Here is an 18,300-nt window from a genome sequence, read left to right as displayed (position 1 = left end):
AACAACTTTCATCACATAAGAGACGAGTTTCTCATGACCCGCTTCAACTGGCAGAACCCCTATCCCACGCCGCGCTTGCCCGTGTTTGCGCGCAATATTGTTTCCACATCGCATCCGCTCGCCGCGCAAGCCGGCTTGCGGATGTTGTGGAAGGGCGGCAACGCCGTCGATGCAGCTATCGCGGCGGCAGCAGCCATCACGCTGGTCGAGCCCGTCTCGTGCGGCCTTGGCGGCGATGCGTTCGCACTCGTGTGGGACGGCGCGAAGTTGCATGGTTTGAACGCGTCGGGGGTATCGCCGGCGGCGTGGAATGTCGATTACTTCAAGAACAAATACGGCGAGCAAAACGGCTTGGCGAACCAGCCCAAGCGCGGCTGGGATGCGGTCACCGTGCCCGGCGTCATCGCGGGATGGGAAGCGTTGCACGCGAAGTTCGGCTCGTTGCCGTTCGGCGACCTGATGGAACCGGCCATTGAAATTGCCGAGCGCGGTCACGCGGTGGCGAGCATCGTTGCGTATAAATGGGCTGCGGCCATTCCCGAATTGAAAGACCAGCCCGGTTTCGCCGATACCTTCATGCCACGCGGCCGCGCGCCGGAGATCAGTGAGTTGATGCGTTATCCCGGTCATGCAAAGACCTTGCGCATACTTGCCGAGCACGGACCGCGTGCGTACTACGAAGGCGAGATCGCGGAGAAGATCGCGGCGTTTTCAAAGCAGGGTGGCGGCGCGATGACCGCTGCTGATCTGCGTAACTACAAGGCTGACTGGGTCGAACCGATATCGAAGGATTATCGCGGTCATACGGTCCATGAGATTCCGCCGAACGGGCAGGGCATTGCCGCGCTGATCGCACTTGGCATCCTCGATAAATTCGATGTGAAGTCGCTGACCATCGACAAGATCGAGTCGCAGCATTTGCAGATCGAAGCCATGAAGCTCGCTTTCGCCGATGTCTATCAGTACGTCGCCGATCCCCGTTCCATGGACGTCACCCCGGAGCAGATGCTCGACGATGCGTATCTCACCGAACGCGCCAAGCTGATTGATCCGAACAAGGCGAAGCACTTCGACTTTGGCATGCCGCCGGCGGGCGGGACGATCTATATGTCCGTGGCGGACGAGCGCGGCATGATGGTGAGTTTCATCCAGTCGAACTACATGGGATTTGGCTCAGGCGTGGTTGTGCCGGATACGGGTATCGCGATGCAGAACCGCGGGTTCGGTTTCTCGATGGATCCCAAGTCGGCGAACGTGGTGGAAGGCGGCAAGCGGCCGTTCCATACCATCATTCCGGCGTTCCTCACGCAGGACGTGAACGGCACACAGGAAGCGGTGATGAGCTTCGGCGTGATGGGCGGCGACATGCAACCGCAAGGCCATCTGCAATCCATCGTGCGTTTGCTTGATTACGGGCAACAACCGCAAGCTGCTTGCGACGCACCACGCTGGAAAGTGAATCGCGATTTCACCATCGATGTGGAATCGACGTTGGATCGCGAAACGGTCAAGGCGCTTGAGGCGATGGGCCACACGATTAAATCCGTCGATGATCCGTATATGGACTTCGGGTCGGGGCAGTACATCTGGAAGCTGGATCGTAACGATCCCGAGCGCGGGTATGTGGCGGCTAGCGATAGCCGTAGGGATGGGCTGGCGGCGGGGTTTTAAACCGAGATACGTCCAGTTACCTTTATCGTATTCCGGTAGCACTTGTATCTGACTGTTCTCCCTACACTCGATTACGTAAACCACACGTTTGCACATCGAGTGCGCGGAGAGACGCAATGAACAAGAAGATCCTGGGTGCGGTACTGGGCTTGAGTGTATTGATGGTGTCGGCGGCAGCGTCCGCTCACGTTAATGTCGACGTGGGGATCGGTGTACCGGGTTATTACGCGCCCCAGCCGGTGTATGTTGCGCCGCCTGTTGTCGTAGGGTACGGATACGGCGGTTATCGCGACGAAGGATGGCGCGAACGCGAATGGCATCGCCGCGAATAGCGCCATGAGCAATGGCGCGAGAATCATTGGCGTGAACGCCGCGGCTATGGTTATTGAGTGTTGACGGGCTGTTCAGGAGATCGCCAAACCAGGCATCAAGTCAGTCTGTACGAAGAAGGCCCGTTCCAACGTTGGTTGGAACGGGCCTTCTTTTTAGTTGGTCGATGAACGCAGGTTCCGTTACGACGCCGACCCCAGCGCATATCGACGGCAATGTTCGAGATAGCCCGCCTCGTGACTGCTAACCAACTCCACGATGCTTTTCCACAACCACGACGGCGCATCCAGCGATTTCGATTTCGCGCGACGCAACTCCGATAACCACGCGCGCCGCTGCGCCGCATCCATCTGCCGCGCGTGCGCTTTGCCAACAACCATCGCGAGATAGCTCGCCGCCTTGATCGCTTCTTCCTGCGTTAATTGCTCGACCGTCAGTTTCATGTCCTGCGGCAACAACTCGCGGATCACCACCGACCGGTCGTTCAACCGCGCCGAGCGCATCCGTTCACCCAGCCACGGCGTCAGATGCCGCGCGCCTTCCACGATGCGTTCGGCGTTATCGCGCGGCATGCGCTTGGTCACATCTGCAGCCGTGTAACGCGGGGCCGCGGCCTTCACGCCTTCCTTGATATCGATCAGGCAAAGATCGTCGCCTTCTACCGCGCCGCCGTCGATATCCAGCAACACCGCATATCGCAAGCGGCCGAGCGAGCTGCAGCCCTTCACCCAGTACGCAGCATCGATCACGGTGACGTTTTCTTCGTCGGCATCCTTGCGCAAAGCGGTTGCTATATCCGCAATCTCGCGCCGCCGGAACAACGTGTCTATTGCAATGCGCTCGGTTTTATCTAGCGGCCAGAAACGCTTGCCGAGAGGAATGCTCGGCTCAATGTCTTCAATGCGTTCGATCGCCAGTTGCTGCCACGTGCGTCGGACCGCTTCTTTCATCATCACCCGCACCTCTTCGGGTTTCGTATCTCTGACGGAGCGGTGACTGGAACGATCGAACGCATGCTCGTAGCCTTGCACGACAGCTTCCATCATGCGTGCTGTCGTCACGCCGGGCAGGTCCGAGCCGCGCGCGGCCGTCGCCAGCGATAACCCCAGCCGGATGATGTCGTGCGCCGGATTGCCGATTACGGTCTGGTCGAGATCGCGGATCTGGATTTCCACGCGGCCGTCGGCGTTGGCGATAGGTCCGAGATTGCCGGTGTGGCAATCTCCGCAGATCCAGATAGCCGGGCCTTCGGGGAGCGTGTGACCTTCAATGCCGTCGAGCCATTCATAGAACTTGGTTGTACTTCCACGCACGTAGGCATGCGCGGATTCGGCCATTTTCATGTTGCGGCGCTCGAACAGGAGCGCTTGACGATCATTGGGGCGGGGAAGCTTGAATTTCTTTTTCTTGGGCATGGGATCGTCCTGTGGTGCTCAACTGGAGCAAAGCGCATGCCGTCGCAATGTAATGCAATTGAAGGTTTATTAGGCGACGCTTGTCGCTGGTGCTGATAGTGCCGCAATCTGATGGAGCGTTGTGATCATCGGGCGCGGCGGCTGGATTTTTGATCCGGTACGGTATCGGCCTGATCTTTCGAAGGAGACACAATGACGTTGCCCATATTTTCCATGGTCGATACTGCGCCCACCCCGGTCGGTCCTTTCTCTCACGCGGCCGAAGCGGACGGCTGGGTGTTCCTCACCGGCCAAATGCCGACCGATCCCGCCGATGACGCTAAGCCCTTGCCCGAAGGCGTTAAGGCGCAAACGCGGCGCGTGATGGATAACCTGATTCTCGTGCTGGAGGGGATTGGACTATCGCTCGATAACGTGGTCAGCGTGAGGATTTTCCTGACCGAATTCAAACGCGATTACGCCGCGATGAACGATGTTTATAAGGCCTACTTTCTGCCTAAGCCGTTGCCGGCGAGGACGTGTATCGGCGTGACGGGATTGGCGCGCGATGCGCTCGTCGAGATTGATTTCGTCGCCAAGCGTTGAGTCGATCTACGGGCGCTTGGGCGCTGCCGATGAGTCGACGTATCGGAACGTCAGGTTGATGCGCTCACCGCGCGCCCCGGGTTCTTTCGGCACCCTGTGCGTCCAGTCGAGTTGAGTGCGCCCCCGCATGATGAGCAGGCTGCCGTGCGTGAGTTGAAGCGTATGTGTTTGCCGGGTCTTCGTATGCCGGAAGTCAAAGGTCCGCGTCGTGCCCAGACTCACCGACGCAATGACCGGTTGCGGCCCAAGTTCGCGCTCCTTGTCGGCGTGCCAGCCCATGCTGTCCATGCCTGTGCGGTAGCGGTTGATCAACACACTGTTGAACGCAGTTTGAGCGGCGGCTTCGGCTTTCGTTTTCAACAATAAAACCGTTGGCGTCCACGGTTTCGGGACGTTGCGGATGCCGGAGTACACATACACCGCGCCGGGATCACCCTGCCACCCCGTCAAACGCGGGAAGGGGATCTTGCCCGCGGGCGTGTTCATCGAGTCCTGCTGCCAGGTGATTTCATCGAGCAAGGTGGCTAGCGTGTCGGACGCAGTGGCTGCGTCCAGCCAATCAGGCAGCCAGTCGATGTCAGGCTTGGGGATGTCGTCGAAGAGGTCGAACATGGCGGGTGGGTCTGCTAAGCGGGTATCTGTCGATATCTACAACTTAGCAGATTCCTTTTCCCGAAACTTGCGCACTCTTTCAACGCGCCAGCTTCGTCACCGTCACCCGCTTCTTCAGCACGCGCGCTTGCAGCACGATCACCAGCAGCAGGAACACGCCGCGAATCACCGATTGCCAGTACGCCGAGAGGCTGATAAATCCCAATCCATTCTCGAAGTTCAAGAGGTTGAACACCAAACCCAGCAGCGCGACGCCAGCAATCGTCATCGCGATCGATCCTTGTCCGCCCGTCAATAACGTCCCGCCCAGCACCACCGCCGATATCGCGAACAACTCCCAGCCCACGCCTTCATTCGGCTGCCCTGCACCAAACTGCGCCGCCAAAATCGCGCCCGCTATGCCGGCCAGCAAACCGCTCAACGCATAGACCATGACCAGCGTCCGGTCCACGTTCAAGCCCATCAAACGCGATGCCTCTTCACTGCCGCCGATAGCCAGCGCATGTCGCCCGAAGCGTGTGCTTCGCAATGCCAGCCAGCCCAAAACGGCCGCCACCGCCGCCACGATTCCCGGGATCGGCAGACCCAAAACATCGCCTTGTCCAAAGTTGCCGAAACTGGAGGTGGGTGCAATCGATACAGCATCGTTATGTCCCAACAACAACGCCAAGCCATGCGCCCCCAGGCTCGTCGCCAACGTGACGATAAACGGCAAGATCCGCATATGCGTGATGACGAGGCCGTTCAACACGCCGATAGCGAGCCCCGCGCCCGCGCCCGCGAGTACCGCGACCAGACCGCCATGCGGGCTCGCCAGCGCGGCCACCACGCTCGCCAGCGCCGCCACCGTTCCCACGGACAGGTCTATCCCTCCCGTGATGATCACAAACGCCATGCCCACCGATATCAACGCGAACATCGAGTTGTATCGCCAGAAAGAATTGATGTTGTAGGCCGATGCAAAGTGGTCGTATCGAAGCACACCGAGCAGCAGTAGCGCCGCTAACGCCAACAGAATGGGAAGGTTCTTTCTCATGTCGATGTCTTCCTATCGCTGACGCCGCTGGACATACACCGCGACAATGATGATGCCGGCCTTGACCACGAGCGCGGCGGCATCGGGAATGCCGTGTGCGAGCAACGTGTATCGCAGCAACTGGATAATGAGCGCGCCTATCAGCGTGCCCACGATGTACGCCCTGCCGCCCGTCAATGCCGTGCCGCCCACGGCGACCGCGGCAATGGCATCGAGCTCGGAGCCGAGGCCGATCACGTTGGCGTCCGACGACGAATTAACCGAGATCGAAATCAACCCCGCCAATCCTGCCAGCGCCGCGCACAAGGTGTACGCGATCATCTTCACGCGCGCCGTCGGAATGCCGCTCAGATACGCAGCCTGTTCGTTGCCGCCCGTCACGAGCAAGTACTGCCCGAACAAGGTCTTGCGCACGATCCAGGCGAACAACGCCACGAGCGCGAGCATCAGGAACACTTGCGCCGGCACGCCCGCTACGCGGCCCAATGCGATCCACTGGAACGCGGGGTTATCGAAAGCTTGCAGGCTGCCGTCGGTGAACACTTGCGCAATGCCGCGCCCCGCGATGAACAGCACCAGCGTCGCGACAATCGGTTGCACAGCAAGCCTTGTAACGAGGAAGCCGTTGAACACACCGCAGAGCGCGGCGGCCAGCACGGGCAACACAAACGCCAGCGCAATGCCGAAGGGTCCGGCCACGTTCATGAAGATCATCGGCGCGAGCGAACCGGCAATCGCCATCGACGCGCCCACCGATAAATCGATACCGCCCGTCGCCACGACCAGCGTCATCCCAATGCCGACGATCACGATCGTCACCACTTGCGTCAGGTTGACGTTGAACGTCTGCAACGACCAGAAGTGCTGGGTGAACAGGAGGTTGAAGACGATCATCGCGAGCAGCACGGCGATTTCGCGCTGAATCGTGATTCGATGTTTTTTCTTCTGCGCCGCCTGTGCGATTGGCGCAGCGGTCGCCGGTTGAGTTTTCTGATTCATGACTGACCTTCTTTGGCATCGACCGAATCGACCGCTTCCGCCAGCGAGGATTCTTCACCCGAGCCGTACGCAATCGCATCCATGATCGATGCTTCGCTCATGCGCGCACCGTCGAGTTCGGCGACGGTCTTGCCGTCGCGGATCACGACAGCGCGATCGGCCACCGCGGTGAGTTCTTCCAGTTCGGACGCCGACAGCAACACGGCTAATCCCGAGTCGCGGAGTTCGCGGATGATCTTGGCGACATCGGCTTTAGCGCCGACATCGATCCCTCTTGTGGGTTCATCGAGAAGCAACAACGTCGGGCTCGTCGCCAGCCAGCGCGCGAGCAAAACCTTCTGCTGATTACCGCCCGAGAGTTCGCGTATCGGCTGGTCGGGCGAACGCAGCTTGATCCCCAACGATTCGACAAACCGGTCCACGATCTCGCGTTGCTTCGCGACATCGACCACGCCGCGTTTGGTCAGCGTACGCAGGCACACGAGCGTGAGGTTATCGCGCACGGAAAGCTCCGGCACAATGCCTTCGCCCTTGCGGTCCTCGGTGAGATACGCAATGCCGCGCGCAATGGCGTCTTGCGGCGACTTCAGCGTGACCGTCTTGCCATCGATGGAAAGCGACCCACGCTCGGTCGAATCCGCGCCGAACATCAACCGCATGGTTTCCGTGCGGCCCGAGCCGAGCAGCCCGGCAAGACCGACGGCTTCGCCAGAGTGGACATCGAGCGATACGTCCGACACCTTCAACCCCGCGCCAAGGTTCGTCGCACTGATCGCCGTCGACCCGCGCTTGGCGAGGTTCGCTTCCTTGACCGCGCTGTCCTCCTGCACGACGGCGGCAAGCGTGCGGCCGAGCATGGTGGTGACGAGCTGCAGCTTGTCGAGCGAGGCCATCGGGCTTTCCGTGACCGTCTGCCCGTCGCGCATGACCGTGACGCGATCGCACAGCGCGTACAGTTCATCCAGCCGATGCGAAACGAAAATCACCGCGCGGCCATCGTCTCTCAAGCGACGCACGACGGTGAACAGCAACTCCACTTCGCGTTCATCGAGCGACGAGGTGGACTCGTCCATGATGACCATCTTCGCGTCCGACGATACCGCCCGCGCCAACGCCACCATCTGCTGAATCGCGGTTGAAAACTCGCGCACGGGCTTGCTGACATCGATCTGTAATCCGAACGAATCGAGTAGTTCCTGCGCGCGCCGATGAATCGTCTTCCAGTCGATCATCCCAAACCGGCGCGGCTCGCGGCCGAGAAAAATGTTCTCGGCAATCGAGCGGAACGGGACGAGATTGATCTCCTGATAGATCGTGCTGATACCCGCTTCACGTGCTTCTTTCGGGCTGCGGAAATCGGCTTCGCGGCCATCGAAACGAATCGTGCCCGACGTGCGCCGGTATGCGCCCGTCAGGATCTTGATCAGTGTCGATTTACCCGCGCCGTTCTGCCCAATCAGCGCATGCACTTCTCCCGCCGACACCGAGAGCCGCGCGTGCCGCAACGCGGCGACACCGCCAAAGCTGATGTCGATGTCCTGCATCTCTAGCAGGGGCGTTCCGGAATTTAGCGTGTTCATCTAGTGCTTCTCCCTGGCGGCTGGTGTTACGCACTGAATGCGTTCCGTCCGCCGGATACAAAAGAAGCGACGGCCCGCGAAAGACGGGGCGCGCCGCTTCGAACACCTTCGTTGCTCATTAGCTCAAGCTTGGTACGTTCGCTTCAACGTTCAATGAACGCATCCGCTCAATAACCGTACTGCATGCTCTCTTTAACGTTGCTCTTATCGTAGAAGCGGTCGGAGACTTTCACCCACGGCGGAACGGTTTCACCCTTCGCGAACTTCTGCGCCACGTCGCAAGCGAGCGGCCCGAAGAACGGGCTCGACTGCACGCTCGCGCCGAGTTCGCCGGCAGCGATGGCGTCCATGCCGCCCTTCGTCCCGTCGATCGTCACAAGGGTGATGTCCTTGCCTGGCTGCTTCCCGGCTGCCTTGATAGCGGCAATTGCGCCGAGCGCCATTTCGTCATTGTGTGCATAAACGGCGGTCACGTCGGGATGCGCCTGAAGCAGCGTTTCCATGACCTGGCGACCCTTGTCACGCGCAAAGTCACCGCTTTGCGACGCGATGATCTGCATGCCCGGATTCTTTGCGATCACATCGTCAAAACCCTTCTTGCGATCGTTCGCAGCGGACGCGCCCGTGGAGCCTTCCAATTCGATGATCTTGGCCTTGCCGCCGGTCGATTTAACCAGCCAGTCAGCCGCACGTTGTCCCTGGTTGATAAAGTCCGAGCCGATGAACGTGATGTAGTCCTTACCCGCTTTCGCCACCGATTGATCGACGTCGCGGTCGACCAGGATCACCGGAATGCCGGCTTTCTTCGCTTGCAACACGATAGGCGCGAGCGGCTTTTCTTCACGCGGCGGGAACACGATCAGGTCGACGTGCTGCGCGATCATGCTTTGGATGTCGGCGACTTGTTTCGATGCCGAGCTGTTCGCGTCGGTCATGACCATCTGCCAGCCGCATTTCGCCGCGACGTCCTTGAAGCTCTTGGTTTCGGCGAGACGCCACGGGTTGTTGCTTTCGGTCTGGGCGAAGCCGACGCGCAAGGGTTTCTTGGTCGCGAGCTTGGGCAGCGGAGAGTCGTCGGCGTGGGCAATGCTGACGCCTGCCACCATCGACAGCGCGAGCACTGATGAAGCCAGCACGCGCAACGGGAATTTGCGTTTGTTGAAGTTTTCAAGCGACAGCATGTCTTCCTCCGGTATGGATGGTCCTGCTTTTTTAAGTACGTCGGTCCAGCTGAGTTTTCCGTCTTTTTGCTCTATCTCAATAAGTCGGCGTGCGATGATTATTCCACCGTATTTTATTATTGGTCAATCGCTAATATTATTAATTGCGAGTTGTTTTGCCACGGTGATTACCCTTACCGACGCGCGTTCGACGAGCGGCCCATCGAGCTTCACCGTACGTCGGCGCACGGGTGCACCGGCGGCGCGGTTGTGTTCTTCCTGGAGCAGCGTTTCGACCGCCCATCGGCCCAATTCGTAGTTCGGAAGGACGACGGTGGAGAGCGGCGGATGCGTGTGGCGGGCGATTTCCTGGTCGTCGTAACCGAGTACGGAGACGTCTTCGGGCACGCGTAATCCAAGCTGCTTCAAAGCTTCGATCGCGCCGAGCGCCATCAAATCGTTCGCGCAGAAAATGGCCGTGGGCGGATTGGTCTCGCGCATCAGTGAGAGCGTTTGTTCGAAGCCCGAACCCGAGCTCCAGTCGCCTTCACGCACCAGCTCAGCGGCGAACGGGAGGTCCGCAGTTGACAGCGCAGTTCGATACCCTTTCAGGCGATCGCGCGCCGCGTCTTGCCAAGGTTCACCGTTCACATATCCGATCCTTCGATGCCCCGCGTTCAGCAGATATTCCGTTGCGGCATGTCCTCCAGCAACTTCGGCCGGCACCACCGAAGAAAGCTCGGAATCGCTTGTGTAGCAGTTCAGGAGGACTGTTGGGACCTTTGAAAGCGCCGAGGGCAACGTCACCTTGCGCGTATAAACCGTCGCGTAAATCACGCCGAGCACGTTGGGATTTGTCAGTGTGGCGTCGAGTACTTGCTGCTCGATTTCCGCGTTGCCGTGCGTCGAGTAAACCGCCAGCATCCGGCCATTTGCGAACGCTGCATCACGGGCGCCGTCGATGTTCACAACGGGATGCGGACTCGTCGAAATTTCATCGGCGAGATACACAATCAGGTTCTTCTCGTTCGGCGCGATTGCTGCGGCCAGCGGCTCGCGAGCCGTCATCCGATAGCCCAGATCCTGCGCTGCCTTCAGTACCTTATTGCGCGTAGAGTCGGAGAATTTTGCGCTGGTCGCGTTGTTCAGCACCAAGGACACGGTGGATTGCGAAACGCCGGTCAGTTTCGCGATGTCGGTCATCGTTGGACGGCGTTGCGTGGATTTTTTCATTGTCTCAGGCCGCGAAAAGGCGGCGGCGGTGTCGTCGTTGCGTGGCGCTAAAGCGTTCTACGGATGCCGCCGACGGTAACACTAATATTTCCAGTCGACAACGCTCGCAAACCATTGTCCGCACTACTTTTACGGCGAATAAAGCGGCCCTAAGTGTTATTACTAATAATATTGACTACTTCATGGTGATCGTGCGATTCTCGGGGCGCGCGCCGGGCTGTCGGATGAGTGAAAGCCAAGCGCGCCGACCGCGCCCGACTCGCGTGGCGCAACCAAGGAGACGATGATGGCCCGCTACGACGAGCGCGCTCGCGATGCGCTTGCAAAGGATTTCGAGCGTGACAGCTTTGTCCTGTTGCCCAACCATTTTCCGCGCGCAACGCTTGAGGCCTGGCGCGCGGCTTTCGCGCCGCTTTTCGAGCCGCACGAAACGGCGGCGCGCAAGCAGGGTGGCAGTGGCAATCGCGGGCCGGGGCGCTATTACGTCACGTTGCCGTTCGAGTGCGAGTTCGCCGATCCCGCCATTTTCTGCGATGACGATGTATTGGGGATCGTCGAGCGCATCGCCGGACCAGACCCCGTGATGTGCCAGCTCGCCACCGATACCCCTGTGCGCGGTTCCGACTTTCAGGACTGGCATCGCGACACGCCGCCTTTATTCGATAACTTCCCTGAAACGCCATCGTTCCAGCTGGCGGTGAATTTTCCGCTTATCGATGTGAATGACGAAAACGGCTCGCTGGAAACGACGCGCGGAACGCACCGGATATCGCGTGAGGAAGCGCTCGCTGGTTTGGCCGATGGACGATATCCGGCGGAACGCGTTCCCATGCAACTCGGCGACGTGATGATCCGCGATGTGCGCGGGTTGCATCGCGGAACGCCGAATCTCACCGATACCCCGCGTCCGATGGTCGTGATCGGTTACAGCCGTTCGTGGTATTTCCGGCCGGAAGTGCAGGTGCAAGTGCCGCGCGATGTGTTCGCCGCGCTGCCCGCCCGCGCAAAACGGTTGCTGCGCTATAGCCCGCAAGTCGACAAGACAGCGCGGACCTTCGACGAAAGTTATCAGCGGTTCGCATATTGAACACCGATCAACGGACCCGCGCCGATGAAAGCGCCGCCGATCAAACTACTGAATTTGCTCAGCCCGCGCCGGCCGCCGACGGCGCGTTTCGCGTCGCGTTGAATGACGCCGCGCTGATTGAGCTGCGCTTTGAGAATCGGCGCGCGTTGCTGGCGCCGCACGTCGGCGGCGCGATCGCGGCGTTTTACGATTTGCAGGACAGCAGCAACATGCTGCATTGGTTACGCCCTGCATCGGCCGATGCGCTCGCTGCGCGCAACCCGCTCGGCATGGCGAGCTTTCCGTTGCTGCCTTACTGCAACCGGCTGCGCGATGCGCGTTTTGCGTTCGATGGCCGTGAAGTCGATCTATCCGCCGATGGCAACGCGTTCGATCACGCGCTGCATGGTCACGCGTGGCGACGGCCCTGGCGCGTGGGATTGGTTTCACCCACCGCGGTGGAATTGCATCTGAATCACGAACCCAGTGACGAACCGGCGCACCACTGGCCGTATCGATACGAAGCGACCCAGCGTATTGAACTCGATGACACAGGCTTGTTCGTCACCCTGTCGATACGCAATCTTGACGATCAGCCTATGCCGTTCGGCATGGGTCATCATCCTTATTACCCTCGCACGCCGGCCACGCGCATTCACACCAACGTTCGCGCGATGTGGCACGCCACGCCGGATCTCCTGCCGACGTTTCTCGGCGCGCATCCGTGCGTTGATGCGTTGGCGTCGCCGGAAGGGTTGTCCGCCGATGCCTTCGATCTCGATAACAATTTTGCCGGCTGGTCGAGGTCGGCGACCATCGACTGGCCTGACGAAAATCGCAGCGTGACGCTAACCGCCGATGCGCCGTTCGACCACATGGTCCTGTTCGCGCCCTCGTCGCATCCGGACCAGTTGTGCGTGGAACCGGTCACGAACACGGTAGATTTCCTGAATCTCGACGCGCCCCGCGAGGACATCGGCGGTGGAGTGTTAATGCCGGGAGAAATAATCGAAGCGCGCTTTGGCTGGATTCCGCGCACCCGTGCCATCGGCTGAACGGAGCGAATCCACTTTCCCGGTATCATCTTGAAATTATCCGCACGCTTGTTGCGCTCGGCGTGCGAGCACCTTCAGCACTCTCAAAATTCAGGAAAGTACCATGACGATGATCGACAGCACGCCGGGCGAATTGACCCAACCGCGCCGGGTCTTGCTCGTCGATGACAGCGTCGATGCCGCCGAAGCCATGTCGATGCTGCTCGAAACGCTCGGCCACGAAGTGCGCGTGATGCACGATGGCCCGAGCGCGCTTGCCATGGTCGATGACTTCGCGCCCGATGTCGTGATCCTGGATATTGGTTTGCCGGGCATGGACGGCTTCGAGGTCGCGCGGCAGATGCGCACGCGGGCGGTGACCAAAACCGCATTGCTGATAGCGCTGACAGGCTACGGCGCGGAAAGCGACAAGCAGAAAGCACGCGATGCCGGCTTCGACCACCACTTGGTCAAGCCCGTCTCTTTCACCGCGATAGAAACCGTGATCGCCGCGTCATTCGCCGGCGACGCAAAATAAAAAGCGGCTTTATTCCACCCGCAGCTTCGCCATATACGGCAGATGGTCGGACAGCCATGCGGTGTCCTGCGTCGGCGTGATCCATTCGACTGGCTTCATTCCGCGCACGAACATCTTGTCGAGCGCGAGCGCGGGTGAAAACGCCGGATAAGTCCGCCCCGATTCACCGAGCATGGTCGCCACTTCGCTCATCCCCAGCTCGCCGAAGACACCCACGGAGTCATTGCGCCAGTCGTTGAAATCGCCTGCCAAAACGAGCGGCCCTTCAGGCGCTTCTTTCGAAATCCACAACGCGATCCAGTTCATTTGCCGCAACCGCGCCGCCCGCGTCAACGCGAGATGCGCGCACAGTAACGTGACCGAGCGCCCGGCAAACGTGGCGCGCGCGACCAGCAAGCCACGCCGCTCGAATCGATGCGCCGAGATATCCCAACGTCCGCCCAGATCCAGCGGATGCGGTGAAAGAATCGCGTTGCCATGCCGCCACGATGGCTTGAACACGTTCTGCCCAAGCGCGATCTGCAGATCAAGCGATGTCGCGATTTCCGTCGCCTGGCAATGCCAGATGTCATCGACGGGCGCATCGAGCGGATTGCCGAAACTCGCCGCCAGCACCGGCTGGGGCATCCGGCGCGCCATGGCTTCCTGCAGGAAATAGGCATCGGCTTTGGTCGACTGCACCCAGCGCTGCATTGCGCTCCACGCCTGGAGACCAAGCGGTGAGCGCCCCTTGTGCAGGTTCCAGCTCACAGCCACGAAATCAGGTGTGTCGCGAACGGAGGGAATGCCGGAGGTGAAATGTTCTGGATTTCGCATGCGATGAATGAGATGTGGGACGCGGCTGCGTCGAGTGTGATCGACGCGCGGCGCGCTATTGCGCAGCCGTTGCCAGCGTCGCACGAACCTTATAGGTGATCGACGGGTTTTTATCGACGATTTGCCACGTCGACCATTCGCCCGGCTTCAGCACAAGCCCGGGATGCGTGGCGCTGACCTGACGCGGTTGCGGCGGCAGCTTGCAACCCGCCACCGTCACCGGTGCGTCATTGCTTTGCAAGGTTTCCTGCGCGTCGATCTGCAACGTGATGTCGTCGCCGTTGGCGTGGATCGGGGAAATGGTGAGCGTGCGCTGCAGGTCGATGTCGCCGGCGGGCTTATCGGCACAACCTACGTTGTTTTTTATCACGTGATGATGGGTATCGGTGCGGGCCTGGCCGACGCTCGTCGTGCCGGTGAAACTGTCAATCTGCTGACCGTCCTGCAAAACCTGCAGTTCCCATTTGACCGGCTGCGGCGGCGTGCTTTGCGCAAGGGCGCTGAAAGGCGCGGCGATCGCGGCGCAAAACAGCAACGCTGCCGTGTGATGTTTCAACATAAGTGCTTTTCTCCTGATCCCTTATTGCGTCTGGGCCGTGGCCTGTTCGATCCGGGTAGCTTGCTCTGAGACTGATTTCTGACCGTGATCCGCTGCGGGCGTTCAGCGTGGAAATGTTTCCAAAAGCTACCCGAGGCGCATTTCCTACCGCACTTTTCGCACCCGCTTGCACCCCGCTTGCACTCGACACGGCACCGCTTTTCCACAAGCGCAGCCTGACGATCATACAAGCGCTTGGGCTCGCCTGCCGAAGCCATCGTATTTTTATGCGATTAGCAGCAGACGCCCGGGACTGCTCGCTTGCGTGCATCTTTATGGCCGATAAACTGAATTTGCCGATCAACAAAAACCGGGGTAAGCCATGAGCACCGCCGTAGTCAAACAAGAACTCGCCGTGGCTTCGTTCAGCAAGGTCTACGACCTGGACGAGGTGGAAACTGCGTTGAACGACCTGAGCGAAGGGGGCAGCGAGGCGCTGCGCGCGACGTACGAAAAGATGCTCAAAGCGGGTAATTTGCGCTTTTGCGTTAAACCTAACCGGATGCCGTCCATAGACGATCTGGTGGCCGATCTGCCCAATTTCCAGGAGCCGCTCAACGATATCCGCAAGCAGATCGCGCTGTGCCTTGAAACCGAGGATCGCCTCGAATTGATGCCCATGCTGTTGCTCGGCGATCCGGGTATCGGCAAGACGCATTTCGCGAAACAACTGGCGCGTTTGCTCGGCACGTCCTGCCACTACCTCGCCATGAGTTCGCTGACGGCCGGGTGGATCTTGTCGGGCGCGTCGTCGCAATGGCGCAACGCGAAGCCGGGCAAGGTGTTCGATGCGCTCGTGAACGGCAGTTACGCCAATCCGGTGATGACAGTCGATGAAATCGACAAAGCCACCGGCGACGCCCAATACGACCCGCTCGGTGCGCTGTACGCGTTGCTGGAACACGATACGGCGCAGAGTTTTATCGATGAATTCGCTGAAATACCGATCAACGCGGGCAATGTGGTCTGGATCGCGACGGCGAATCAGGCAAACACGATTCCCGAGCCGTTGTTGAACCGGATGAACGTGTATGAGATCGCGCCGCCGGATCGCGACGGTGCGCGCCGGATCGCGCAATCGATTTATCACGAGATCCGCAGCGCACACGCGTGGGGCGCACGCTTTCCGGAGACACTCGGCGACGCGCCGCTCGACGCGTTGACCAAGGCTTCCCCGCGGGCCATGCGGCGCGCAATGCTCAATGCTTTTGGCAATGCACGCATCGATAACCGGCATGAAGTGCAGGCTCGGGACATCGAATTAGGCAATGGTGCGAGGAAGAAGTCGATCGGGTTCTGAAGGTGCGTTTTGGAGAATTCTGCAAAAACCCCTCAAAATATGGCCTGAAACTGACTTTTCCCGGGCAAAAAGGCCATATTTCCTGTTTTGGCCCGGATTATTTCGGAAAATGAGGCCTTCCTGAAGCCAATATTGCCAAGGGCACAAAAACCGCAATAAAGTGCCCGAAACGGCTCCACGGGCTGGCCTAGAATAGTGAGATGGACAGAATCGAATGTGTAGTGATTGGCGCGGGCGTGGTCGGACTCGCCATTGCGCGAGCGCTGGCCGCGCGTGGCCGCGAGGTGATCGTGCTCGAAGCGGGCGAAGCGGTCGGCACGGGCACGAGTTCGCGCAACAGCGAGGTGATCCACGCGGGGCTGTATTACCCACGGGGCTCGCTGAAGGCGGATTTGTGCGTGCGCGGCCGGGCGATGCTCTACGAGTATTGCGACGCCCACGGCGTCCCGTACAACCGCTGCGGCAAATTGCTCGTCGCCACGGCGCGCAACCAATTGCCACAACTCGCCGCAATTCAGCAAAAAGCGCTCGAAAACGGCGTTACGGACCTGGTGCGCATAAGCAGCGCCGAAGCTGCGGAGATGGAGCCGCAACTTCAGTGCGTGGAGGCGGCGTTATCGCCGCAAACGGGCATTATCGATAGTCATCAATTCATGCTCGCGTTGCAAGGCGACGCGGAACGCGACGGCGCGACCGTGGCGTTTCATACGCCGGTGACGGATATCGATGCCCGCGACGGTGGGTTTATCGTGGAAACGGGAGGCGAGGCGCCCATGGCCTTTCAGGCCGGCTGTGTGGTCAACAGCGCGGGGCTCTCGGCGAACCAGATTGCGCGCACTATCCGCGGACTCGATGCGCGCCATGTGCCGCCGCTGTATTTCGCGAAGGGCAATTACTTCACCGTGAGCGGCCGGACGCCGTTTGATCGCCTGATCTACCCAATGCCCAATGAAGCCGGGCTCGGCGTGCATCTCACCATCGATATGGGCGGTCAGGCCAAGTTCGGTCCTGACGTCGAATGGATCCAGAAGATCGATTACACCGTTGATCCGCAGCGCGCGGCCAGCTTTTACGCCGCCATTCGAGCGTATTGGCCCAATCTTCCCGACGATGCACTGCAACCCGCTTACGCAGGAATTCGTCCGAAACTATCCGGACCGGGTCAGCCGGCGGCCGACTTCATGATTCAGGGGCGGGCGGCGCACGGCAAGGCGGGGTTGGTGAACTTGTTTGGGATTGAATCGCCCGGGTTGACGGCGTCGCTGGCGATTGCGGAGAAGGTCGCGAAAATGCTGGGCTGAGGTGACGTGAGTGCAAACCCGTTGCGACCTTTCGTCATCGGTTATCTATAAGATTTGACTGAGTTTGCTGTGCTTCGCGTTGATATGCTTTGGAGATCGTCGTCGATAAGAACGGCGCACACCCCCAATACAACGGAGCACATTCTCATGAAGTCCTCACGACGCACGTTTTTGATTTCGAGCATTGGCGTGGCATCGGCACTCGCGGTATCGCGTACCGCGTTCGCCGACCCCGTCAAACTGGCGGAATCGGATCCCATGGCGCAAAGCCTCGGCTACAAGCTCGACGCAGCAACCGTCGATAAAGCCAAATTCCCGCGCTACGCCGCCGGCCAGGATTGCGGCAACTGCTCGTTCTATCAAGGCAAGGCCACCGATGCGTACGCGGCCTGCCCAATGTTCGCCGGCAAGCAGGTTGCATCGAAAGGCTGGTGCAACGCTTATAACAAGAAAGCCTGAGCTACACGCACCGTAGCCAGGTCATGATCGAAACGCGCCCCGCCACACAGGCCGGGCGCGTTTTTGCGTCGCCGCTTGAAAACGATCACGGCGCTCTTTACACTCGCCAGCACTTGACCGGCCGTGCACGCGCCTTGTCTTGATACGTTGATCTTTTGACCTCTTGCCGGAAGACCCATGAAAGTTGTTAAAAGCCGCGAATTTACCGCCGAGCGTGCATGGGGTGCACTCGATATCACCACGATGAACGGCGTCTCATGCCGCCTTCACTGGACTGACGCTCCCTATAAATGGCACGTGAACGACGGCGAGGAAGTCTTCGCGGTCATGCAAGGCCAGGTGAGAATGCGCGTGCGGCGAGAGGGCGTTGAGGAAGAATTTCTGCTCGATGCCGGTGATATCTTTCATGCTCAATCCGGCGATGAACATATTGCGGAGCCGGTCGGCATTGCGCGAATCCTGGTGATCGAGAAAGAGGGGAGCGTCTGAAAAGACGCACGTAAAAAAACCGTCCCTGACACGCCGGAACGGCTTCTCTATTTAGCAGACAATATACGCAAGCGGCGC

19 protein-coding genes are annotated in these 18,300 nt (G+C 59.8%); 10 read left to right on the top strand and 9 right to left on the bottom strand.

Features of this window, described 5'->3' with window-relative positions; genetic code table 11:
* Window positions 1–33 precede the first annotated feature (33 nt).
* Both ggt and ACMX25_RS32715 read left to right on the top strand, forming a co-directional pair.
* Entirely contained in the window at window positions 34–1,671 is a 1,638-nt protein-coding gene (gene ggt, locus ACMX25_RS32720) for a gamma-glutamyltransferase (protein ID WP_414954045.1), read from the top strand.
* 116 nt (window positions 1,672–1,787) lie between these two features.
* Window positions 1,788–2,003, top strand: a complete 216-nt coding sequence (locus ACMX25_RS32715; protein WP_414954044.1) for a hypothetical protein — start codon at window positions 1,788–1,790, stop codon at window positions 2,001–2,003.
* Window positions 2,004–2,183: 180 nt separating this feature from the next.
* Here ACMX25_RS32715 and ACMX25_RS32710 read toward each other — a convergent pair whose 3' ends face one another.
* Complete coding sequence (locus ACMX25_RS32710) at window positions 2,184–3,416, bottom strand: DUF2252 domain-containing protein (RefSeq protein ID WP_414954043.1); 1,233 nt, start codon at window positions 3,414–3,416, stop codon at window positions 2,184–2,186.
* A 213-nt stretch (window positions 3,417–3,629) separates the two neighbouring features.
* Between ACMX25_RS32710 and ACMX25_RS32705 the strand changes: the two genes are divergently transcribed.
* Entirely contained in the window at window positions 3,630–4,001 is a 372-nt protein-coding gene (locus tag ACMX25_RS32705; RefSeq protein WP_414954068.1) for a RidA family protein, read from the top strand.
* A gap of 6 nt (window positions 4,002–4,007) precedes the next feature.
* On the opposite strand, the gene ACMX25_RS32700 is transcribed toward ACMX25_RS32705, so the two are convergent.
* From ACMX25_RS32700 to ACMX25_RS32675, 6 genes are all read right to left on the bottom strand, one after another.
* Complete coding sequence (locus ACMX25_RS32700; RefSeq protein WP_414954042.1) at window positions 4,008–4,613, bottom strand: alpha-ketoglutarate-dependent dioxygenase AlkB family protein; 606 nt, start codon at window positions 4,611–4,613, stop codon at window positions 4,008–4,010.
* Between the two features lie 79 nt (window positions 4,614–4,692).
* Window positions 4,693–5,649, bottom strand: coding sequence for an ABC transporter permease (locus ACMX25_RS32695; protein WP_414954041.1), 957 nt, complete (start codon window positions 5,647–5,649; stop codon window positions 4,693–4,695).
* Between the two features lie 12 nt (window positions 5,650–5,661).
* Window positions 5,662–6,648 (bottom strand): ABC transporter permease, encoded by a 987-nt coding sequence (locus ACMX25_RS32690; protein ID WP_414954040.1) that lies wholly within the window; start codon window positions 6,646–6,648, stop codon window positions 5,662–5,664.
* On the bottom strand, window positions 6,645–8,228 hold the full coding sequence (locus ACMX25_RS32685) for a sugar ABC transporter ATP-binding protein (protein WP_414954039.1): 1,584 nt from the start codon (window positions 8,226–8,228) through the stop codon (window positions 6,645–6,647). The genes ACMX25_RS32690 and ACMX25_RS32685 overlap by 4 nt, the downstream gene beginning before the upstream one ends.
* 167 nt (window positions 8,229–8,395) lie before the next feature.
* Window positions 8,396–9,409 carry an ABC transporter substrate-binding protein gene (locus tag ACMX25_RS32680; RefSeq protein WP_299718975.1) on the bottom strand — a complete coding sequence of 338 codons (1,014 nt, stop codon included), beginning with the start codon at window positions 9,407–9,409 and terminating at the stop codon, window positions 8,396–8,398.
* Between the two features lie 123 nt (window positions 9,410–9,532).
* The gene (locus ACMX25_RS32675; protein WP_414954067.1) at window positions 9,533–10,591 is read right to left on the bottom strand and encodes a LacI family DNA-binding transcriptional regulator; all 1,059 of its coding nucleotides are present in this window, start codon (window positions 10,589–10,591) and stop codon (window positions 9,533–9,535) included.
* Between the two features lie 313 nt (window positions 10,592–10,904).
* On the opposite strand from ACMX25_RS32675, the gene ACMX25_RS32670 reads away from it, so the two are divergent.
* The 3 genes from ACMX25_RS32670 to ACMX25_RS32660 all read left to right on the top strand — a co-directional run bounded on the left by ACMX25_RS32670 (window position 10,905) and on the right by ACMX25_RS32660 (window position 13,259).
* Window positions 10,905–11,708, top strand: a complete 804-nt coding sequence (locus ACMX25_RS32670) for a phytanoyl-CoA dioxygenase family protein (protein WP_414954038.1) — start codon at window positions 10,905–10,907, stop codon at window positions 11,706–11,708.
* Between the two features lie 98 nt (window positions 11,709–11,806).
* Entirely contained in the window at window positions 11,807–12,742 is a 936-nt protein-coding gene (locus tag ACMX25_RS32665) for an aldose 1-epimerase (RefSeq protein ID WP_414954066.1), read from the top strand.
* Window positions 12,743–12,845: 103 nt separating this feature from the next.
* A complete protein-coding gene (locus tag ACMX25_RS32660) occupies window positions 12,846–13,259 on the top strand; it encodes a response regulator (RefSeq protein ID WP_414954037.1) in 414 nt (137 codons plus the stop codon).
* 9 nt (window positions 13,260–13,268) lie between these two features.
* On the opposite strand, the gene ACMX25_RS32655 is transcribed toward ACMX25_RS32660, so the two are convergent.
* Window positions 13,269–14,075, bottom strand: coding sequence for an endonuclease/exonuclease/phosphatase family protein (locus tag ACMX25_RS32655; protein WP_158937667.1), 807 nt, complete (start codon window positions 14,073–14,075; stop codon window positions 13,269–13,271).
* A gap of 55 nt (window positions 14,076–14,130) precedes the next feature.
* Entirely contained in the window at window positions 14,131–14,634 is a 504-nt protein-coding gene (locus ACMX25_RS32650; RefSeq protein ID WP_414954036.1) for a hypothetical protein, read from the bottom strand.
* Between the two features lie 361 nt (window positions 14,635–14,995).
* On the opposite strand from ACMX25_RS32650, the gene ACMX25_RS32645 reads away from it, so the two are divergent.
* From ACMX25_RS32645 to ACMX25_RS32630, 4 genes are all read left to right on the top strand, one after another.
* Window positions 14,996–15,973 carry an AAA family ATPase gene (locus ACMX25_RS32645; RefSeq protein ID WP_414954035.1) on the top strand — a complete coding sequence of 326 codons (978 nt, stop codon included), beginning with the start codon at window positions 14,996–14,998 and terminating at the stop codon, window positions 15,971–15,973.
* Between the two features lie 200 nt (window positions 15,974–16,173).
* On the top strand, window positions 16,174–17,274 hold the full coding sequence (locus ACMX25_RS32640; protein WP_414954034.1) for an NAD(P)/FAD-dependent oxidoreductase: 1,101 nt from the start codon (window positions 16,174–16,176) through the stop codon (window positions 17,272–17,274).
* A 147-nt stretch (window positions 17,275–17,421) separates the two neighbouring features.
* The gene (locus ACMX25_RS32635; protein ID WP_414954033.1) at window positions 17,422–17,733 is read left to right on the top strand and encodes a high-potential iron-sulfur protein; all 312 of its coding nucleotides are present in this window, start codon (window positions 17,422–17,424) and stop codon (window positions 17,731–17,733) included.
* A gap of 177 nt (window positions 17,734–17,910) precedes the next feature.
* Window positions 17,911–18,222 carry a cupin domain-containing protein gene (locus ACMX25_RS32630; protein WP_414954032.1) on the top strand — a complete coding sequence of 104 codons (312 nt, stop codon included), beginning with the start codon at window positions 17,911–17,913 and terminating at the stop codon, window positions 18,220–18,222.
* Window positions 18,223–18,300: the final 78 nt, after the last annotated feature.

This window comes from Caballeronia eucalypticola (assembly GCF_047608185.1).
Taxonomy (GTDB): Bacteria; Pseudomonadota; Gammaproteobacteria; order Burkholderiales; family Burkholderiaceae; genus Caballeronia.
Note: the sequence above shows the minus strand (reverse complement) of the source record. Positions and strands in the feature narration are given on the sequence as shown.

Excerpts from the sequence above, each read along its gene's own strand:
- ggt (WP_414954045.1), top strand. The coding sequence starts at position 34 with ATGACCCGCTTCAACTGGCAGAACCCCTATCCCACGCCGCGCTTGCCC.
- ACMX25_RS32715 (WP_414954044.1), top strand. The coding sequence starts at position 1,788 with ATGAACAAGAAGATCCTGGGTGCGGTACTGGGCTTGAGTGTATTGATG.
- ACMX25_RS32710 (WP_414954043.1), bottom strand. The coding sequence starts at position 3,416 with ATGCCCAAGAAAAAGAAATTCAAGCTTCCCCGCCCCAATGATCGTCAA.
- ACMX25_RS32705 (WP_414954068.1), top strand. The coding sequence starts at position 3,630 with ATGGTCGATACTGCGCCCACCCCGGTCGGTCCTTTCTCTCACGCGGCC.
- ACMX25_RS32700 (WP_414954042.1), bottom strand. The coding sequence starts at position 4,613 with ATGTTCGACCTCTTCGACGACATCCCCAAGCCTGACATCGACTGGCTG.
- ACMX25_RS32695 (WP_414954041.1), bottom strand. The coding sequence starts at position 5,649 with ATGAGAAAGAACCTTCCCATTCTGTTGGCGTTAGCGGCGCTACTGCTG.
- ACMX25_RS32690 (WP_414954040.1), bottom strand. The coding sequence starts at position 6,648 with ATGAATCAGAAAACTCAACCGGCGACCGCTGCGCCAATCGCACAGGCG.
- ACMX25_RS32685 (WP_414954039.1), bottom strand. The coding sequence starts at position 8,228 with ATGAACACGCTAAATTCCGGAACGCCCCTGCTAGAGATGCAGGACATC.
- ACMX25_RS32680 (WP_299718975.1), bottom strand. The coding sequence starts at position 9,409 with ATGCTGTCGCTTGAAAACTTCAACAAACGCAAATTCCCGTTGCGCGTG.
- ACMX25_RS32675 (WP_414954067.1), bottom strand. The coding sequence starts at position 10,591 with ATGACCGACATCGCGAAACTGACCGGCGTTTCGCAATCCACCGTGTCC.
- ACMX25_RS32670 (WP_414954038.1), top strand. The coding sequence starts at position 10,905 with ATGATGGCCCGCTACGACGAGCGCGCTCGCGATGCGCTTGCAAAGGAT.
- ACMX25_RS32660 (WP_414954037.1), top strand. The coding sequence starts at position 12,846 with ATGACGATGATCGACAGCACGCCGGGCGAATTGACCCAACCGCGCCGG.
- ACMX25_RS32655 (WP_158937667.1), bottom strand. The coding sequence starts at position 14,075 with ATGCGAAATCCAGAACATTTCACCTCCGGCATTCCCTCCGTTCGCGAC.
- ACMX25_RS32650 (WP_414954036.1), bottom strand. The coding sequence starts at position 14,634 with ATGTTGAAACATCACACGGCAGCGTTGCTGTTTTGCGCCGCGATCGCC.
- ACMX25_RS32645 (WP_414954035.1), top strand. The coding sequence starts at position 14,996 with ATGAGCACCGCCGTAGTCAAACAAGAACTCGCCGTGGCTTCGTTCAGC.
- ACMX25_RS32640 (WP_414954034.1), top strand. The coding sequence starts at position 16,174 with ATGGACAGAATCGAATGTGTAGTGATTGGCGCGGGCGTGGTCGGACTC.
- ACMX25_RS32635 (WP_414954033.1), top strand. The coding sequence starts at position 17,422 with ATGAAGTCCTCACGACGCACGTTTTTGATTTCGAGCATTGGCGTGGCA.
- ACMX25_RS32630 (WP_414954032.1), top strand. The coding sequence starts at position 17,911 with ATGAAAGTTGTTAAAAGCCGCGAATTTACCGCCGAGCGTGCATGGGGT.